Genomic DNA, 17,162 nt, shown 5'->3' on the forward strand with positions numbered 1-17,162 from the left:
GAGAACCGCGGTGCCCACCATCGTCGTCGACGTGATGCCCAAAGCCGAACTGCTCGACCCCCAGGGGAAGGCCGTCGCCGGCGCCCTCGCCCGCACCGGACGCACCGGGTTCAGCGGCGTGCGCATCGGCAAGCGATTCGAACTGACCGTCGACGGACCCGTCGACGACGCGCTCAAGGCGAGCGTCAAGGAGATCGCCGAGGAGATCCTCTCCAACGGCGTGATCGAGGACGTCGTCGGCATCCACTACGAGGTGACGAACGCCGAACTCGCCGAAGAGGCGTCCGACACGGCGTCCGTGACCGCCGACGGCTTCGGCGCTCCCGCCGGCGAAACGCACTGAGCGGGGTCGTCATGCGCATCGGCGTCATCACCTTCCCCGGCTCGCTCGACGACCGCGACGCCCAGCGCGCCGTGCGCATCGCGGGCGGCGAACCGGTCGCGCTCTGGCACGGCTCGCACGACCTCGAGGGCGTCGACGCGCTCATCCTGCCCGGCGGCTTCAGCTACGGCGACTACCTGCGCTGCGGCGCAATCGCCTCGCTCAGCCCGATCATGACCGAGGTCGTCGCCGCGGCGAACGCCGGCATGCCGGTGCTCGGCATCTGCAACGGCTTCCAGATGCTGACCGAGGCCGGCCTCCTCGAGGGCGGGCTCATCCGCAACGACCACGGCTCCTTCATCTGCCGCGACCAGGTGCTCACGGTCGAGAACACCGCGACCGACTGGACCGGCGAGTTCGAGGCGGGCCAGCAGATCACCATCCCGCTGAAGAACGGCGAGGGCGGCTACATCGCCTCCGATGAGACGCTCGACCGGCTCGAGGGCGAGGGCCGCGTGGTGTTCCGCTACGTCGACGTGAACCCCAACGGCTCGCTCCGCGACATCGCAGGCATCTCCAACGCCCGCGGCAACGTCGTCGGCCTGATGCCGCACCCCGAGCACGCGGTCGAGCCGGGCTTCGGCCCCGACACCGCGGCCGCAATGCGCTCCGGCGTCGACGGGCTCGGCTTCTTCACGAGCGTCGTCAAGCGCGCACTCGTCGAGGAACGGGCGGCCCATCGGGCCGCCCGTTCCTGTTTCCGACTGCGCGTCGCGTCAGCCGCGGCCGAGCAGCTCCTCCTGCGTCGCCCGCTCGTCGGCGGCGCTCCGGCGCGGCCAGTACGACATCGCGCGCTCGGCCATCGCCGTGATCGTGAGCGAGGGGTTCACGCCCGGGTTCGCGGGCATGGCGGTGCCGTCGACGACGTGCAGGCCGGGATGGCCCCACACGCGGTGGTACCGGTCGACGACACCCTGCTCGGGAGTGCCAGAGACGACGGCGCCGCCGAGGAAGTGCGCGGTCAGCGGGATGCCGAACACCTCGGGCCACGAGCCGCGCGCCTCGACGGGCACGCCGCCGGCCGCCTGCATGCGCGCGGCGATCGCCTGGGCCGCGAGGTGCGCGCCCGGCAGGTGGCTCGGGTTGGGCTCGCCCTCGCCCTGGGCGCTCGTGAGCACCGGGCGTCCGAACCGGCGACGGAGCGAGAGCGTGAGCGAGTTGTCGGCCGTCTGCATGACGAGGGCGATGATGCCGCGCTCGCTCCAGCGACGCAGCGAGCTCAGGCGCAGGGTGGTGATCGGATGCCGCAGGGCGCCGCCGACCAGCGCCCCGAGCCGCACGTGGAGCGGACGGTCGCCGGGCACGAGGCCCGTCGCGAGCATGCCCATGAGGTTCGACCCCGGCCCGTACCGCACGTTCTCGACGTGCGTGCGCTCGTCGACGTGGAACGAGGTGGTGATCGCGACGCCGCTCGCGAGGCCGAGCCCCTCGGGCACCGACACCGCGACCGCGCCGTCGAGGGCTTCGGAGTTCGTGCGCGTGAGCCGACCGAGCGAGTCGGAGAGCCTCGGAAGCGCGCCCGCGTCCTTCATGCGGTGCAGGAGCTGCTGCGTGCCCCACGTGCCGGCGCCGAGCACCACCTGCTCCGCGGTCGCCGTGCGGCGATCGCGGCCGAACCACGCACCGCTCCGCACCGTCGTGACCGCGAATCCGCCGCCGGGCAGCTGTCGCACCTCGACGACCGTGCGGAGCGGCTCGATCGTCGTTCCGAGCCGTTCTGCGAGCGCGAGGTAGTTCTTGGCGAGCGTGTTCTTCGCACCGACCCGGCAGCCGACCATGCAGTTGCCGCAGAGCGTGCAGCCGGTGCGGTCGGGGCCCTCGCCGCCGAAGAACGGGTCGGGCACCGTCTCGCCCGGGCGGCCGAACCAGACGCCGACGGGCGCCCGCCGGAACGTGTCGCCGACACCGAGGTCGTTCGCGGCATCCGCCATGATCTGCTCGACCGGCCCCGAGTGCGGGTACTCCTGGACGACACCGAGCATGCGCTTGGCGGTCGCGTAGTGCGGGGCGAGCTCCTGCTCCCAGTCGGCGAGGGCCCGCCACTGCGGATCCTCGAAGAACGCCGGGCCCGGTTCGTAGAGCGTGTTCGCGTAGTTCAGCGATCCCCCGCCGACTCCGGCCCCGGCGAGCACCATGACATGCGGCAGCTTGTGGATGCGCTGCACCCCGAAGCATCCGATCGCCGGCGCCCAGAGGTAGCGCCGCACGTCCCACGAGGTCTTCGCGAAGTCGGCGTCCGCGAAGCGGCGGCCCGCCTCGTAGACGTGCACCCGATAGCCCTTCGACGAGAGCCGCAGCGCCGCGACGGATCCGCCGAAGCCCGAGCCGACGATGACGACGTCGTGGTCGAAGCCGGTCATGCCGCGAGCTCCCCGTCGGGCTCGGGCTCGGGCTCCGCCACGCGGTCCGCGCCTGCTGCGTCGCCGGCAGGGTCCGCCGCGCCGCGCTCGACGGGAACGAGCACCGTGAGCGCGCCGGGCACCACCCGGATGAGCGAACGCCCGGCGCCGACGCGCTCGCCGTCGGCGTAGACCACGAGTCCCGGCGCGGCGACCTCGACGAGCGTGGCCCGCAGCGTCGTCACCTCCGGCCGTTCGACATGCGTGCCGCGCAGCAGCAGCGGGAAGAGGCGCGCGAGTTTCGCCCGTCCGAGCGGCGCGACGTGGGTGACGTCGAGCAGTCCGTCGGCGGGGTCGGCGCCGGGGCAGACCGGCATGCCGCCGCCGTAGCTGCGGGTGCTGCCGACGGCGATGAGGGTGCCCGGCATCGAGCGGACCGCGCCCCCGTCGACCGCGAGCTCGAACGGCATCGGACGCAGGCGCGCGAGTTCGATGAGCAGCGCCAGGTAATAGCGGACGCGCCCGCGCGGCCAGCGCAGGCGATTGGTGCGCTCGCTGACGTGCGCGTCGAAGCCGAGTGCCGCGACGGTGAGGAAGCGAGCGATGCCCGCGTCCGACTCGACCTCGCCGACGTCGATCGCGCGCGGCGTGCCGTGGAGGGCGAGTTCGGCCGCTGCTGCTGCCGCGTCGTGGGCCTCGAACGGCAGGCCGAGTGCGCGCGCGAGGTCGTTGCCCGTGCCGGCGGGCACGAGTGCGATCGGCACGCCCGAACCGACGACCGCGTCGAGCACCGACGAGAGGGTGCCGTCGCCGCCGACCACCACGAGGGCACGCGGCCCGCTCGCGACGGCCTCGCGTGCGAGCCGACGGGTGTCGTCGACCGAGTCGCCGACGTGGACGCGCACCTCGGCGGTGAGCGCTTCGAGGCGTTCGACGGCGCGCTCGGCGGCCGCGGCGCCGCGGCCGCGGCCGGAGCTCGGGTTCACGAGCACGGCGATGTGCCCGGTCATGTCAGCGGCTCCCTGGTTCAGGGTGCGCGCCGGGGAGCGTGCCCGCCTCGAGGAGCGCGCCGGGGTTCATGACGCCCGCAGGGTCGAGCTCGTTCTTCACGGCGCGGAGGATCCGCAGGCCCACCGGCCCGATCTCGCGGTCGAGCCACGGTGCGTGGTCGCGACCGACGCCGTGGTGGTGGCTGATGGTGCCGCCGCCCGCCATGATGGCGTCGTTGACCGAGGCCTTCACCGGCTCCCACGCGTCGAGCTGATCGCCCTTCACCCCGGCGAGGATCGTGAAGTAGAGCGCGGCGCCGGTCGGATAGACGTGCGACACGTGGCAGAGCACGAGCGACTTCGCGCGCTGCGCGGCGAAGCCATCGGTGATCGCGGCGGTGACCTCGCGCTTCAGCCGTTCGAGGTTCGACCAGGTGGTCGACGTCTCGAGGGTCTCGCAGAACACGCCGTGGTCGAGCAGGGCGTCGCGGAGGTACGGCGCGTTGAACCGCCCGTGCACCCACTCCTCGGCGGCGGCGGCGCCTGCGGAGACCCCGCCGGCCTCGCGCAGCACCTGCGCGGTGCGGGCGTGCCGCTCGGCCGCGAGTTCGGCGTCGCCCTCGAAGATCGTCACCGCGCTCGCGCCCTTCGCGAGCGCCTTGCCGATGCGCCCGACCTGGGCGAGCGAGACGCCGGTCTCCGCTTCGTCCGACAGGCGGATGACGGTGGGGCCGGTGCCGAGCTGCGCGACCCGGCGCAGGCCCTCGACGCCCGCGGCGAAGTCCGGGAACGTCCACGCCTCGGCGTGGCGCACTTCCGGCGTACGGTGCACGCGCACCCGCACCTCGGTGATGACGCCGAACGCGCCCTCCGAGCCGAGGAAGAGCCGCAGGAGGTCGGGGCCCGCGGCGGATCCGGGCGCACGGCCGAGTTCGAGCTCACCGCTCGGGGTCGCGACGCGGAGGCCGGTGACCATCGCGTCGAAGCGTCCGTTGCCCGCGGAGTTCTGCCCGGACGAGCGCGCGGCGGCGAATCCGCCGAGGGTCGCGTAGCGGAAGCTCTGGGGGAAGTGCCCGAGCTCGAAGCCGTGCGCGCCGAGCAGTCGCTCGGCCTCGGGGCCAGTGGTGCCGGCGTGGAGCACGGCCTCGCCGCTCGTCTCGTCGAGCGAGACGAGCCCCGTGAGGCGGCGCAGTTCGAGCGCGATCACCGCGTGGTGCGCCCCGCGCTCGGGGTCGAGCCCGCCAACGACGCTCGTGCCGCCGCCGAACGGCACGACGGCGATGCCGCGCGCGCCGGCGATCCGCAGCACCTCGACGACCTGGGCGTGGTCGGCGGGCGACACGACCGCGTCCGGGGCATCCTGCCGACGAGCGCGACGACGGAGCAGGTCGGGCGTCGAGCGCCCGCCGGAGTGACGGATGCGAGCGTCGTCGTCGCTCGCGACATGCGCGTCGCCGACGACCGCGGCGAGCGCGGCTCGATCGGCGAGGTCGAGTGACGATGGAGCGAGTTCGACGTCGTCGAGTGCCACCGCGACCTCGGGCTTCGGGACGCGCCCGAGCCGCATCGGCAGCAGGGTGCGCACGGCGAGCGGCAGCTCCTTCGCCTTCGCGGGGTCTCCCCAGCCGTTCCAGCGCATCGTGGCGGATGTCTCGTCGCCCGGCGTCGTGGCGGAGGGGGCGGTGCCGTCTTCGTCGACCATGCGTTACAGTGTGACACATCATGGAAGATCGTCAAGCAGTCCTGCTCGACCGGCCCGTCTGGGACGAGGCCGAGACGCGCATGCTCGACGCGGCCGTCGAGCTCATCGCTGCGCGGGGTGTGGGCGGAGTGACCGTCGCCGAGGTCGCCCGCAACGCCGGGGTCAGCCGGCCCACCGTGTACCGCCGATGGCCGAGCGCCGATGAGATCGTGCGCGCCGCACTGCTCCGCGCCACCGTCTCGCTCATCGAGCAGCTCTCCGAACCCGCGCAGACGCGGGGCGACATCGTGCGCGACGTGATGCGCTTCTCCGAGCTGTTCCGCACCGACCCGCTCTACGGCCGCCTGCTCGAACGCGAGCCCGAGGTGTTCACCAGGTACACGCTGCAGCGCATCGGCCAGAGCCAGCGGGTCATCCTGCAGTGGCTGGCCGCGGCGATCGAACACGCACAGCGCGGCGGCACGGTGCGCGCCGGCGCACCGAGCGATCTCGCCGTCATGCTGCTGCTCATCGCGCAGTCGGCGATCCTCTCCCACAACACCGTCTCCGACCTCATCGACGAGCCGCATTGGAGCAGCGAACTTTGGCACGCACTCGACGGACATCTCCGCCCCTGACCCCGACCGCATCCTCGGCGCTGAACGCCACCCGTCGCGCCCGCGAGCTCGGCGCACTCGCCGCGAGCAGGGAGCCGGTCGACCTGCTCGTCATCGGCGGCGGCGTCACGGGCGCGGGCATCGCGCTCGACGCGGCGAGTCGAGGGCTCTCCGTCGTGCTCGCCGAGGCGCACGACCTCGCATTCGGCACCAGCCGCTGGAGCTCGAAGCTCGTGCACGGCGGGCTGCGCTACCTCGCCACCGGTGACGTCGCCGTCGCCCGCGAGAGCGCCGTGGAGCGGCACATCCTGATGACGCGCGTGGCGCCGCACCTCGTGCGGAGCCTCCCCCAGCTGCTGCCGTTCGTGCCCTCGGTGACGGCGAAGCAGCGTGCGTTCGGCGGCTTCGGCCTGCGTCTCGGCGACGGGCTGCGCATGCTCGCACGCACCCCGGCCGACGTGCTCGCGCACCCGCGCCGCATCGGGCGCGACGAGGCGCTCCGACTCGCGCCCGCGCTGCGTCGCGATGGCCTGCGGGGCGGCGTGCTCTCGCACGACGGCCAGCTCATCGACGACGCCAGGCTCGTCGTCGCCCTCGCCCGCACGGCCGCCGCGTTCGGCGCCACGGTGCTGACGCGCGTGCGGGTCGCCGATGCGGATGCCGACGGCGCGACCCTCGACGATGCAGTGGGCGGCGGCTCGCTCCGCGTGCGCGCCAGGGTCGTCGTGAACGCCGCGGGGGTCTGGGCGGGCGAGCTCGACCCCGGCATCCGCATGCGGCCGAGTCGGGGCACGCACCTCGTGCTCGATGCCGCCGCGCTCGGGCATCCGACGGCCGCCCTCACCGTGCCGCATCCCGGTTCGATCAGCCGCTTCGTCTTCGCACTGCCGCAGCAGCTCGGCCGCGTCGTCGTCGGCCTCACCGATGAGGAGGCGCCCGGGCCGGTGCCCGACGTGCCGCAGCCGCACGACTCCGAGATCGACTTCCTGCTGCGCACCGTGTCGGCGGCACTCGAGCGCCCGCTCGGTCGCGACGACGTGCTCGGCGCGTTCGCCGGGCTGCGCCCCCTCATCGACACGGGAGGCGACGGCTCGACAGCTGACATCTCCCGCCGGCATCACGTCGCCGTCTCCGAGGCCGGCCTGCTGAACGTGCTGGGCGGAAAACTCACGACGTACCGCGCGATGGCCCGCGACGCGGTCGACCTCGCGTGCCGGCACGCCGGCCTCGCCGACCCCGGCTGCCGCACGGAGACGCTCCCGCTGGTGGGCGCGCCCGGATCGGCGATTCCCGTGGCCGCCGCGCCGGCGCACGCGCGTGCCGAGCTGCCGGCCTCCCTCGTCGCCCGCTACGGCGCCGAGGCATCCGCAGTGCTCGACCTCGCCCGCTGCGCCGACCCGGCCGATCGCATCGCGCCCGGCATCGACGTCACGCGTGCCGAGATCGAGTTCGCGGTGCGCTCCGAGGGCGCGCTCGACGTCGACGACGTGCTCGATCGACGCACCCGCATCGGTCTCGTCGCCGCCGACCGCGAGCGGGCGCACGCCGCGGTCGCCGAGATCGTCGAGGAGGCGACGGCGAGACTCGACTGACGCGCTTTCGAAACGGCGGGCTCTGCCGGCGCGCACGGAACGTCGACGCCTGCCTGCTTCGCAACCGGGAACGTCCCAGTCGGTCCCGTCCGGAGCGCCACCTGCGTCACGAGCCGCGGCGCTTGGACGCCGGTGGCGGGTAGTCGATCGCCGGGCGTTCGGCGACCACGGGGAACGCGCCGGTATGGCCTTCGCGTTCGACGGTGGCTGCGGCGATGCGCCGTCGCAACAGGAACCACCCGATGACCAGGAGCGGGACGAGCACGAGCGTCGAGGCGAGCACCCAGCGCCCGGTGGGCGAGAACGCCATCGTGACGAGCACGAAGGCGAGGAACGCGAGCGTGAGGTACCCGGTGAACGGCGCCCCCCAGAGCCGGAACGACGGGCGCTCGACGAGTCCGCGCCTCGACCACGAGACGAGCTTCATCTGGCACAGGATGATCGTGGCCCAGCCGCCGATGATCCCGAGGGCCGACACCTCCAGCACGATCTCGAACGCTTGATCCGGCACGAACGCGTTGAGCCCCACGCCGAGCAGGGTGACCGCTGCGGTGAGCAGGATTCCGCCGTAGGGCACCCCGTTCGCACTCATCCGCGCGGTGAACTTCGGCGCCGATCCGTTCGCGGCCATGGATCGCAGGATGCGCCCCGTGGAGTACAGCCCAGCGTTGAGGCTCGAGAGCGCGGCGGTCAGCACGACGAAGTTCATGACGGATGCCGCGACCGCCCCGGCCTCGGGCGATCCGATGTGCGAGAAGAACGTGACGAAGGGCGACTCCCCTGCCCGGTACGTCGTGGAGGGGAGCAGCAACGACAGCAGCAGGATCGACCCGACGTAGAACACCGCGATGCGGGCGACCACGGTGTTCACGGCGCGCGGCATGACCTCTCGCGGCTTCTCGGTCTCGCCCGCCGCGGTGCCCACCAGTTCGATCGCAGCGTACGCGAACACGACCCCTGAAATGGCGACGATCGGAGCGACGAGCCCGGCTGGGAACATGCCGCCGTTCTCGGTGATGACCGAGATGCCGGTCGGACCGACATCCGTCTGCCCGTTGAAGATCAGGAACACGACCCCGCCGATGAGGAACACGACCAGCGCGGTCACCTTGATCGCGGCGAACCAGAACTCCATCTCTCCGAAGACCTTCACCGAAACGAGGTTCAACGACAGCACGACGACGAGAGCGATTAGCGCGATCAGCCATTGCGGGATCGCTTGCAGCGGAGCCCAGTACTGGGCCCAGAACTTCACGTAGAGCGATGCGGCCGTGACGTCGACGATCGAGGTGAACGCCCAGTTGAGGAAGTACATCCAGCCGGCGCCGTACGCCATCTTCTCGCCGTAGAACTCGCGCGCGTACGAGACGAACGACCCTGACGATGGCCGGTGCAGTACGAGCTCGCCGAGCGCCCGCAGGATGAGGTACGCGAAGAATCCGCAGACGGCGTAGACGAGGATCAGGGCAGGACCCGAGCTCTCGAGCCGCCCGCCGGCTCCCATGAACAGACCGGTGCCGATCGCGCCGCCGATCGCGATCATCTGGATCTGCCGCGGCTTCAGCGCCTTCTGATAGCCGTGCTCCTCGCCCGAGAAGTCCCGCACGACCACCTCGTCGATGCCGCGACCGTCGGCGTTCCCCCGGTCGGCGACTCGGTCGTTGTCCGGTACGTACTGCGTCGTCATCGGCGGCCGCCGCCGGGCGCCTTCTCATCGTCGAGCTCACCGACGATCGCCGCGATCGCGGCCGTCGACGGACGCTCCTCGCGCTCGACCTCGGCGCGCTCGTCGGGCGAGAGGTGGTCGTCGACGCTCATCGTGGCCTCGTCGAACGGGCGGTCCCCGGCGAGCACGCTGCGCAGCTGCTCCCGGTCGAGCTGCTTCGTCCATGTGCCGACCAGGAGCGTCGCGACGGCGTTGCCCGTGAAGTTGGTGAGGGCGCGCGCCTCGGACATGAAGCGGTCGATGCCCACGATCACCCCGACGCCGTCGACGAGGTCGGGCCGGTGGGCCTGCAGGCCGCCGGCGAGGGTCGCGAGGCCCGCGCCCGTCACGCCGGCCGCGCCCTTCGAGGCGACCATCATGAACAGCAGCAGCGAGATCTGCTCGCCGAGCGCGAGCGGCGTGCCCATCGCGCCGGCGATGAACAGCGACGCCATCGTGAGGTAGATCGCGGTGCCGTCGAGGTTGAACGAGTAGCCCGTGGGGATGGTGATGCCCGCCACCGGCTTGGAGACGCCCGCGTGCTCCATCTTGGCGATGAGTCGCGGCAGCACCACCTCGCTCGACGAGGTCGAGACGATGAGCAGGTACTCGCGGCCCAGATACCTCATCAGCGTGAAGATGTTCACGCGGCTCACCGCCCAGAGCAGCGACCCGAGCACGACCACGATGAACAGCGCGCACGTGATGTAGAACGCGATCATGAGCGTGCCGAGGCCGATGATCGCCGCGACGCCGGTGTTGCCCACGACTGCGGCGATCGCGCCGAACGCACCGATCGGCGCGACCCACATGATCATCGCGAGGATGCGGAACACGAGCGCCTGGATCTGCCGGATCGCGCCGAGGATCGGCGTGCCCTTCGGGCCCATCTTCTGCAGGGCGAAGCCCACGAGGAGCGCGACGAACAGCACCTGCAGGATATTGCCGTCGACGAGCGAGGAGAGCAATGAGGTCGGGATGATGCCGAGGATGAACTCGCTCGTCGTCTTCGCCTCGGTGGTGCCCGCGTCGTACGAGGTGCCGGCGATGCCCAGGCCCTCGCCAGGGTGGATGAGGTTGCCCACCACGAGGCCGATGCCGAGTGCGAACGTCGACATGACCATGAAGTACAGCAGCGCCAGGCCGCCGACCTTGCCGACGGTCGCGGCCTTCGCGATCGACCCGACGCCGAGCACGATCGTGCAGAAGATGATCGGGGCGATCATCATCTTGATGAGCAGCACGAACGCGTCGCCGATCGGCTTCAAGCCCACGGCGAAGTCGGGGGCCACGAGGCCGACCGTGACGCCCGCGAGCACCGCGACGATCACCGCGATGTAGAGGTAGTGCGAGGAGTCGATCCTCCGCCGGGCGGGTCCCCCGGTGCGAGACTGGAGCGCCATTGCCGTCCCTGCCTTCCTTCGTCGGTCATCGCCGGTCGGCGACGAATCGGTGGGTTCGGGCAAGCATGCGACGGCGGATGCCGCGGCATCCGGTTGTGTTCATACTGTTCGCAGCACGGGGCGCAACGCCCGCCTAGGCTGAAACCGAGCAGGCGTTGCGAGGTGGGCATGAAGGCGTGGATCGGCGGTTGGAGCATCGCCACGAAGCTGTTCGTGCTTCAGCTCGTGATGATCGTCGTGCTCGCCGCCCTGGCCGTCGTCTGGATCTGGGCCGACGCCCGCGCCGACGTCGAACGGGACGCAGCGGCCAAGAGCCTCGCCGTGGCCGAGACGCTCGCCGCCGACCCCTATGTCGCCGCCGCGCTCGGCACGCCCGACCCCACGGCGCGGCTGCAGCCCTACGCCGTCTCGGTGATGCACGAGGCCGGCATCGACTTCATCACGATCATGGCGCCCGACCGAGTCCGCTACACCCATCCCGACCCGACGCGGATCGGCCAGGAGTTCCTCGGCAACATCGACCGCGCTCTCGCGGGCGACTCGTTCACCGAGACCTACACCGGCACGCTCGGTCCGTCGGTACGCGCCGTCGTGCCGGTACTCGCCGACGACGGCGAGGTCGTCGCGCTCGTCGCCGCCGGCGTGACCGTCTCGAACACCCAGGTGGCGCTCGGTGGGCGCATCGCGACGGTCCTCCTCGCGGCACTCGCGATGATCGCCATCGGCGCGGTCATCGCGTGGCTGCTCAGCCGCTACCTGCGCCGGGTCACCTGGGGCCGCGGTGCCGAGGAGATGAGCCGCATGTTCTCGTACTACGAGGGCGTGCTGCACTCCATCGGCGAGGGACTCGTGCTGCAGGACCGCTCGAACGCGGTGGTGCTCTACAACGATCGCGCCGCCGAGCTGCTCGGCCTGCCGAGGCGACCCGCGACCGCGACCTCGGCCGTACCACTCGCCCAGCTCGACCTGCCGCGCGCGGTCGCCGACGTGCTCTCCCGCACCGACTCGGCCGTCGACGAGATCGCGATCACGCCGACGCACGTGCTCGTCATCGACCGCGATGTGATCGTCTCGCGCGGGCGCAGCCGTGGCGGCGGGCGCATCGGCACGGTCACGACCCTGCGCGACCACACCGAGCTGCAGGAACTCAGCGGCGAGCTCGAGACGATGACGACGCTCTCGGACGCACTCCGGTCGCAGGCGCACGAGTTCGCGAACCGGCTGCACACGATCATCGCGCTCATCGAGCTCGACCGGCCGGCGGATGCCGCGGCGCTCGCGAGCTCGGAGCTCGCGCTCAGCCAGGCCCTCGCCGACCGGCTCCTCTCCGCCGTCGAGGAACCCGTGCTGCTCGCGCTGCTGCTCGGCAAGGCGGCGCAGGCGAGCGAGCGCGGCATCGCCTTCGAGATCGACCTGCCCGATCGGCTCGAGCCGACCTCAGTGCCCGCCCGCGACCTCATCACGATCGTGGGCAACCTCATCGACAACGCGCTCGATGCGGCCGCACGTACGTCGGCTCCCGCGGTCCACGTCGCGGTCGAGGCGACGGACGCCGCGCTGCGTATCGCCGTGGGCGACAGCGGGACCGGCCCGGGCGAGGGCGACCGTGTCTTCGATCTCGGTGTCACGACGAAGGAGGCGACCGGCCACGGCATCGGACTCGCCCTCGTGCGGCAGGCGGTGATCCGCCTCGGCGGCCGCATCCGGGTGCTGGGCTCGACCTTCGAGGTGACCCTGCCCCTGACCGCAACGCCGACTCCCGCCGCTGCGATCCCGGCCACGACTCGCACCGCGGTCAACGACGCCGACACGAGTGAAGGCGCTGGAGATGCCTGAGACGCTCCGCGTGCTCGTGGTCGAGGACGATCCGATCACGAGCGAGGCGCACGCGGCCTACGTGGGCCGGGTGGACGGCTTCGAGATCGCGGGCATCGCCCGCACCGGGCACGAGGCGATCCGAATGCTGCGCGACGCCCGCGAGGGCCGCATCGCGTCGATCGACCTGATCCTGCTCGACGTGAACCTGCCCGACACCACCGGCATCGAACTCTGCCGTTCGATGAGAGCGGCGAGCATCGAGATCGATGTGATCGCCGTCACCGCCGTACGCGACGCCGCAGTGGTGCGATCCGCTGTGGCACTCGGGATCGTGCAGTACCTCATCAAGCCGTTCAGCTTCGCGGTGTTCGCCGAGAAGCTCGCTGCATACCGCGCCTTCCATGCGCGGGTGAGCTCGGCGCGCGTCACCGACCAGCAGCAGGTCGACGCGTCATTCGCCGCACTGCGCACCTCGTCGGTCGGCGACCTGCCGAAGGGCCTCACCGCCGAGACACTCGACCGAGTACGTGCGGCCGTCAACGAAGCTCCGTCGCACGCGATGTCGGCGGCCGAGCTCGCCGCGGCACTCGAGCTCTCGCGCGTCACCGCCCGCCGCTACCTCGAGCATCTCGCCGACTCGGGTGTCGTCGAACGGGCGAGTCGCTACGGCACCCCCGGACGTCCGGAAGTGGAGTACCGGCGGCGCTGAACGGCCACGAATCCCAAGTGGCCGCGTGTCGCACCCGCATCGGGCCCGTCACCGCCGACCGCGAGCGGGCGCACACCGCGGTCGCCGAGATCGTCGAGGAGGCGACCGCGCGACTCGGCTGAATCACGCCGCCGACACACGAACGGCGAACCCCTCAGCGCCGGCTCGACCGAATTCCGCCGTCAAACGCGGCGTCAAACATCCCTGCGATGTGATGTCTTCACGGATCGACGAGACGCGTCGGCCGTGACAGGAATGAGCACAACATCATGACGCTATTCATGGATGTCCACACGATCGACGGCGGAGTGTCGGAGGCCGATGTCGCCGGTGCCCACCAGGCCGACCTGGCAACCCAGAATGCGCACGGGGTCAACTACCTGCGCTACTGGGTCGACCAGGAGGCGGGCAAGATCTTCTGCCTGGTCGACGCCCCCGACGCGGATGCCGCCAACACCGTGCACCGTGAGGCGCACGGCCTCGTCGCCGACGAGATCTACCCCGTCCACGAACACTCCTGACCACTGATCGGGGAAGTGCGAGACCATGAGGACATGGCGACGATCACCGATCGTCCGAGTCTGACCGTCCAGCTCCTCGGCCGCCCCCGGATCACCCGGGGTGCGGGCGAGGGGTATGAGTTCCGCAGCCGCAAGAGCTGGGCGGTTCTCGCGTACCTGGTCTTGAGCGAGCGAGCCCCGAGCCGCATGCAGCTCGCCGGACTGCTGTTCGGAGAGGCGGACGATCCGGCTCGGGCGTTGCGCTGGTGCCTCGCCGAAATCCGTCGAGCGCTGGGAGACATCGCCTCGATCGAGGGGGATCCGGTGGCACTGACACTGCCGCCGGATGCCGTGGTCGATGTCGATGTCCTCGTTCGCGGCGTCTGGTCCGAAGCGGTCGTGCTCCCCGGAATGGGCGCCGAACTGCTCGACGGCCTGGCCCTGCGCGACGCCGGCGCGTTCGAGACCTGGCTGATCTCGCAGCAGCGGCACGTGGCCGCGGTCTCCGAGGCCGTGCTGCACGAGGCCGCATTGGGTTCGATGTCCGCGGGCGATCTGAACGCGGCCCTCGGCTACGGCGTCCGGGCGGCCACCATGAGCCCCCTCGACGAGAATCATCAGGCCCTGCTGATCCGGCTGTACCGGCTCGCCGGGGACGATGAGGCGGCCGCGCGCCAGTACGCGCTCTGCCGGGAGCTGTTCCGGCGAGAACTCGGCGTGGCACCCGGGCCGGCCGTCGACGCGGCGCTCCGCGAGCGCGTGCAGGCCGAGCCGGCGAGTGTCGACGACGCCGCGATCGCCGCGCTGGCCGAGGCCGGCTCGGCCGCCGTGGCGGCCGGCTCCATCGCAGCGGGCATCGAGTCGCTCGGCACGGCGGCCAGGCTGGCCGACCAGACGGGCGAGCCGCGACGGCGGGTCGCTGCGCGGCTCGCGCTGGCCGAGGCCCTCATCCACGGGCTCGGCGGCCTCGACGAGCCGGGTCTGGCCCGCCTGTACGAAGCCGACGAGATCGCGCGAACGCACGGGCTCCGGGCGGCGGTGGGCGAGATCCGAGCCGAACTGGGCTACGTCGACTTCCTCAGGGCCCGTTACGACCGGGCGGAACGCTGGCTCGGCGATGCGCTGAGCTTCGCCGACGACTCGCTCCCGGTGCAGGCCAAGGCCACCACCTACCTCGGTTCGGTGGCGAGCGACCGGGGCGACTTCGATCGCGCGCGCGAGCTCCTCGGATCGGCGATCGAGATGTCCGACTCGGCCGGCGAAGTCCGGCGCCAGTCGTTCGGTCTCGCGATGCTCGGGCGGGTGGCCCTGCTCACCGGGCTGCCGGATGAGGCCGAGACCTGGCTGACCCGGTCGATCGCCGTGGCGCAGCACGATCACTGGCTGGCGGTGCTGCCCTGGCCTCAGGCGATTCTCGGTGAGGTGAAGCTCGTGCAGGGCGACCTCGACGGCGCCGCAACGGTGCTGGACCAGGCCTTCGCCCGGGCGTGTCAGCTCAGGGACCCGTGCTGGGAGGGGATGTCGACGCGCGCCCTCGCCCTCGTCGCCGAAGCCAGAGGCGAGACCGATCGGGCCTTCGCGATCATGGTCGACGCGCGCGTGCGCTGCAACCGCCTCGCCGATCCGTACGTCTGGCTCGAGGGGTACATCCTCGAGGCGCTCGGCGAGCTCGGTCGCCGGCACGGGCATCCGCAGACTCCGAGCTGGGTCGAGGCGTTGGACCTGCTGACCGATCGGACGCGGATGTGGGTCGGGCGCCGCTCGAGGCGGGACGCGCCACTCGACGCGAGGCATCCGTCGAGGTGACATCTCTGGTCGGGTCGCATCCCGCCGATCCGACCGGTTGTGTCACCTCGATGCCCGGCCTCCGCCGCAGCGAAGACCGAGCGGGCCCGGACGCCTCGTCGAGGCATCCGGGCCCGCAGGGCTCGTGCGAACAAGCGCCTACGCCGCGGCATCCTCGCCGGCGAAGCCCTCGCGCAGGGCGGCGCCGAGGTCGGCGTCGACGTTCGTCCAGTACTGGAAGAACCGCTCGCGGATCTCGTCGATCGTGATCGAGCGGGCCTGGCCGGCCAGCGTCGCCTGCAGGCGCAGCTTCGCCTCGGCCGAGTAGACCTCGCGGTAGAGCGTGCCCGCCTGGCCGAAGTCGCTGTCGTCCGAGCGCAGCGTGTACGCGGCGCGCACGAGCTCGCCGTCGCTCTCCCAGCCGCCCTCGGCCGCGGCCGCGGCGGACGCGACGGGCCCGCCGAACGAGTTCGGCGCGTAGACCGGGGTGGTCGGCGCGTTGAATCCGTGACGCTGGGCGCCGTCCTGCGAGTAGTTGGCGACGGATGCCGCGTGCGGCGCGTTCACCGGAATCTGGTTGTAGTTCGTGCCCACGCGGTAGCGCTGCGCGTCGGGGTAGCTGAACACGCGCGCCATCAGCATCTTGTCGGGGCTGATCGCGATGCCGGGAACCGTGTTCGCCGGCGAGAACGCGGCCTGCTCGATCTCGGCGAAGAAGTTCTGCGGGTTGCGGTCGAGCGTGAGGGTGCCGACCGGGATCAGCGGGTAGTCGGCGTGCGGCCACACCTTCGTGAGGTCGAACGGGTTGTACCGGTAGGTCTTCGCGTCGTCGTAGGGCATGACCTGCACGTGCAGGTCCCACTTGGGGTGGTTGCCCGCCTCGATCGCCTCGTGGAGGTCGCGGCGGTAGTAGTCGGCGTCGGCACCGGCGATCGCCTCGGCACTCTCGGCGTCGAGGTGCAGGTCGCCCTGCTGCGAGCGGAAGTGGTACTTCACCCAGAACTTCTCGCCCTCGGCGTTGATCCACTGGTAGGTGTGCGAGCCGTAGCCCTGCATCTCGCGCCACGACTTCGGGAGGCCCCGGTCGCCCATGAGGTAGGTGACCTGGTGCGCCGACTCGGGCGACAAGGTCCAGAAGTCCCACTGCATGTCGGCGTCGCGGAGGCCCGAGCCCGGCAGGCGCTTCTGCGAGTGGATGAAGTCGGGGAACTTGATGCCGTCGCGGATGAAGAACACGGGGGTGTTGTTGCCGACGATGTCGTAGTTGCCCTCGGTCGTGTAGAACTTCAGCGAGAAGCCGCGCACGTCGCGCCAGGTGTCGGGCGAGCCCTGCTCGCCGGCGACGCTCGAGAAGCGCAGCAGCGTCTCGACGGTCGAGCCGGGCTGGAACACCGCGGCACGGGTGTAGGCCGAGACATCCGCGGTCACCTCGAAGCTGCCGAACGCGCCGCCGCCCTTCGCGTGCACGATGCGCTCCGGGATGCGCTCGCGGTTGAACTGGGCGAGCTTCTCGACGAGGTAGCGGTCGTGCAGCACCGTCGCGCCGTCGGCGCCGATCGTGAGGGAGTGGGCGTCGCTTGCGACCGGGGTTCCGGTCTGCGTCGTGGTGGGCGTCGTGGTGGGTTCCGACATGGCGTCCTTC

At 71.5% G+C, this 17,162-nt stretch carries 12 protein-coding genes and 2 pseudogenes; 8 read left to right on the top strand and 6 right to left on the bottom strand.

Annotated elements, in window-relative coordinates:
• Positions 1 to 10: 10 nt before the first annotated feature.
• Both purS and purQ read left to right on the top strand, forming a co-directional pair.
• Positions 11 to 244: pseudogene (purS, locus tag ASE14_RS10030) on the top strand (phosphoribosylformylglycinamidine synthase subunit PurS); the annotation flags it as partial.
• Positions 245 to 354: 110 nt separating this feature from the next.
• A pseudogene (gene purQ, locus ASE14_RS20075) lies at positions 355 to 1,047 on the top strand (phosphoribosylformylglycinamidine synthase subunit PurQ); the annotation flags it as partial.
• A 51-nt stretch (positions 1,048 to 1,098) separates the two neighbouring features.
• Here the strand turns inward: purQ and ASE14_RS10045 are convergent.
• Genes ASE14_RS10045 through ASE14_RS10055 form a run of 3 tightly spaced genes read right to left on the bottom strand, consistent with a single transcriptional unit; the run spans position 1,099 to position 5,412 of the window.
• Positions 1,099 to 2,742 (bottom strand): GMC oxidoreductase, encoded by a 1,644-nt coding sequence (locus ASE14_RS10045; RefSeq protein WP_056654235.1) that lies wholly within the window; start codon positions 2,740 to 2,742, stop codon positions 1,099 to 1,101.
• Positions 2,739 to 3,731: a diacylglycerol kinase gene (locus tag ASE14_RS10050; RefSeq protein ID WP_082600471.1), complete on the bottom strand. Its 993-nt coding sequence runs from the start codon at positions 3,729 to 3,731 to the stop codon at positions 2,739 to 2,741. The genes ASE14_RS10045 and ASE14_RS10050 overlap by 4 nt, the downstream gene beginning before the upstream one ends.
• A gap of 1 nt (position 3,732) precedes the next feature.
• Positions 3,733 to 5,412: an FAD-binding oxidoreductase gene (locus ASE14_RS10055; protein WP_235511180.1), complete on the bottom strand. Its 1,680-nt coding sequence runs from the start codon at positions 5,410 to 5,412 to the stop codon at positions 3,733 to 3,735.
• A 20-nt stretch (positions 5,413 to 5,432) separates the two neighbouring features.
• Between ASE14_RS10055 and ASE14_RS10060 the strand changes: the two genes are divergently transcribed.
• Together ASE14_RS10060 and ASE14_RS10065 are read left to right on the top strand one after the other, a co-directional pair.
• On the top strand, positions 5,433 to 6,029 hold the full coding sequence (locus ASE14_RS10060; RefSeq protein ID WP_056654237.1) for a TetR/AcrR family transcriptional regulator: 597 nt from the start codon (positions 5,433 to 5,435) through the stop codon (positions 6,027 to 6,029).
• On the top strand, positions 5,996 to 7,600 hold the full coding sequence (locus tag ASE14_RS10065; RefSeq protein ID WP_235511184.1) for a glycerol-3-phosphate dehydrogenase/oxidase: 1,605 nt from the start codon (positions 5,996 to 5,998) through the stop codon (positions 7,598 to 7,600). The genes ASE14_RS10060 and ASE14_RS10065 overlap by 34 nt, the downstream gene beginning before the upstream one ends.
• A gap of 106 nt (positions 7,601 to 7,706) precedes the next feature.
• Here the strand turns inward: ASE14_RS10065 and ASE14_RS10070 are convergent, their stop codons facing one another.
• The gene (locus tag ASE14_RS10070; protein WP_082600473.1) at positions 7,707 to 9,287 is read right to left on the bottom strand and encodes an amino acid permease; all 1,581 of its coding nucleotides are present in this window, start codon (positions 9,285 to 9,287) and stop codon (positions 7,707 to 7,709) included.
• A complete protein-coding gene (locus ASE14_RS10075; RefSeq protein ID WP_056654241.1) occupies positions 9,284 to 10,708 on the bottom strand; it encodes a cation:dicarboxylate symporter family transporter in 1,425 nt (474 codons plus the stop codon). The genes ASE14_RS10070 and ASE14_RS10075 overlap by 4 nt, the downstream gene beginning before the upstream one ends.
• 168 nt (positions 10,709 to 10,876) lie before the next feature.
• Between ASE14_RS10075 and ASE14_RS10080 the strand changes: the two genes are divergently transcribed.
• From ASE14_RS10080 to ASE14_RS10095, 4 genes are all read left to right on the top strand, one after another.
• Entirely contained in the window at positions 10,877 to 12,544 is a 1,668-nt protein-coding gene (locus ASE14_RS10080; protein ID WP_082600817.1) for an ATP-binding protein, read from the top strand.
• On the top strand, positions 12,537 to 13,235 hold the full coding sequence (locus ASE14_RS10085) for a response regulator (protein WP_056656139.1): 699 nt from the start codon (positions 12,537 to 12,539) through the stop codon (positions 13,233 to 13,235). Before ASE14_RS10080 ends, ASE14_RS10085 begins: the two co-directional genes overlap by 8 nt.
• Before the next feature lie 269 nt (positions 13,236 to 13,504).
• The gene (locus ASE14_RS10090) at positions 13,505 to 13,756 is read left to right on the top strand and encodes a DUF4242 domain-containing protein (RefSeq protein ID WP_082600475.1); all 252 of its coding nucleotides are present in this window, start codon (positions 13,505 to 13,507) and stop codon (positions 13,754 to 13,756) included.
• Between the two features lie 33 nt (positions 13,757 to 13,789).
• On the top strand, positions 13,790 to 15,541 hold the full coding sequence (locus ASE14_RS10095) for a BTAD domain-containing putative transcriptional regulator (protein ID WP_056654252.1): 1,752 nt from the start codon (positions 13,790 to 13,792) through the stop codon (positions 15,539 to 15,541).
• A gap of 138 nt (positions 15,542 to 15,679) precedes the next feature.
• Here the strand turns inward: ASE14_RS10095 and ASE14_RS10100 are convergent, their stop codons facing one another.
• Complete coding sequence (locus ASE14_RS10100; RefSeq protein ID WP_056654255.1) at positions 15,680 to 17,152, bottom strand: catalase; 1,473 nt, start codon at positions 17,150 to 17,152, stop codon at positions 15,680 to 15,682.
• Positions 17,153 to 17,162 lie beyond the last annotated feature (10 nt).

Source organism: Agromyces sp. Root81 (genome assembly GCF_001429165.1).
Classification (GTDB): domain Bacteria; phylum Actinomycetota; class Actinomycetes; order Actinomycetales; family Microbacteriaceae; genus Agromyces.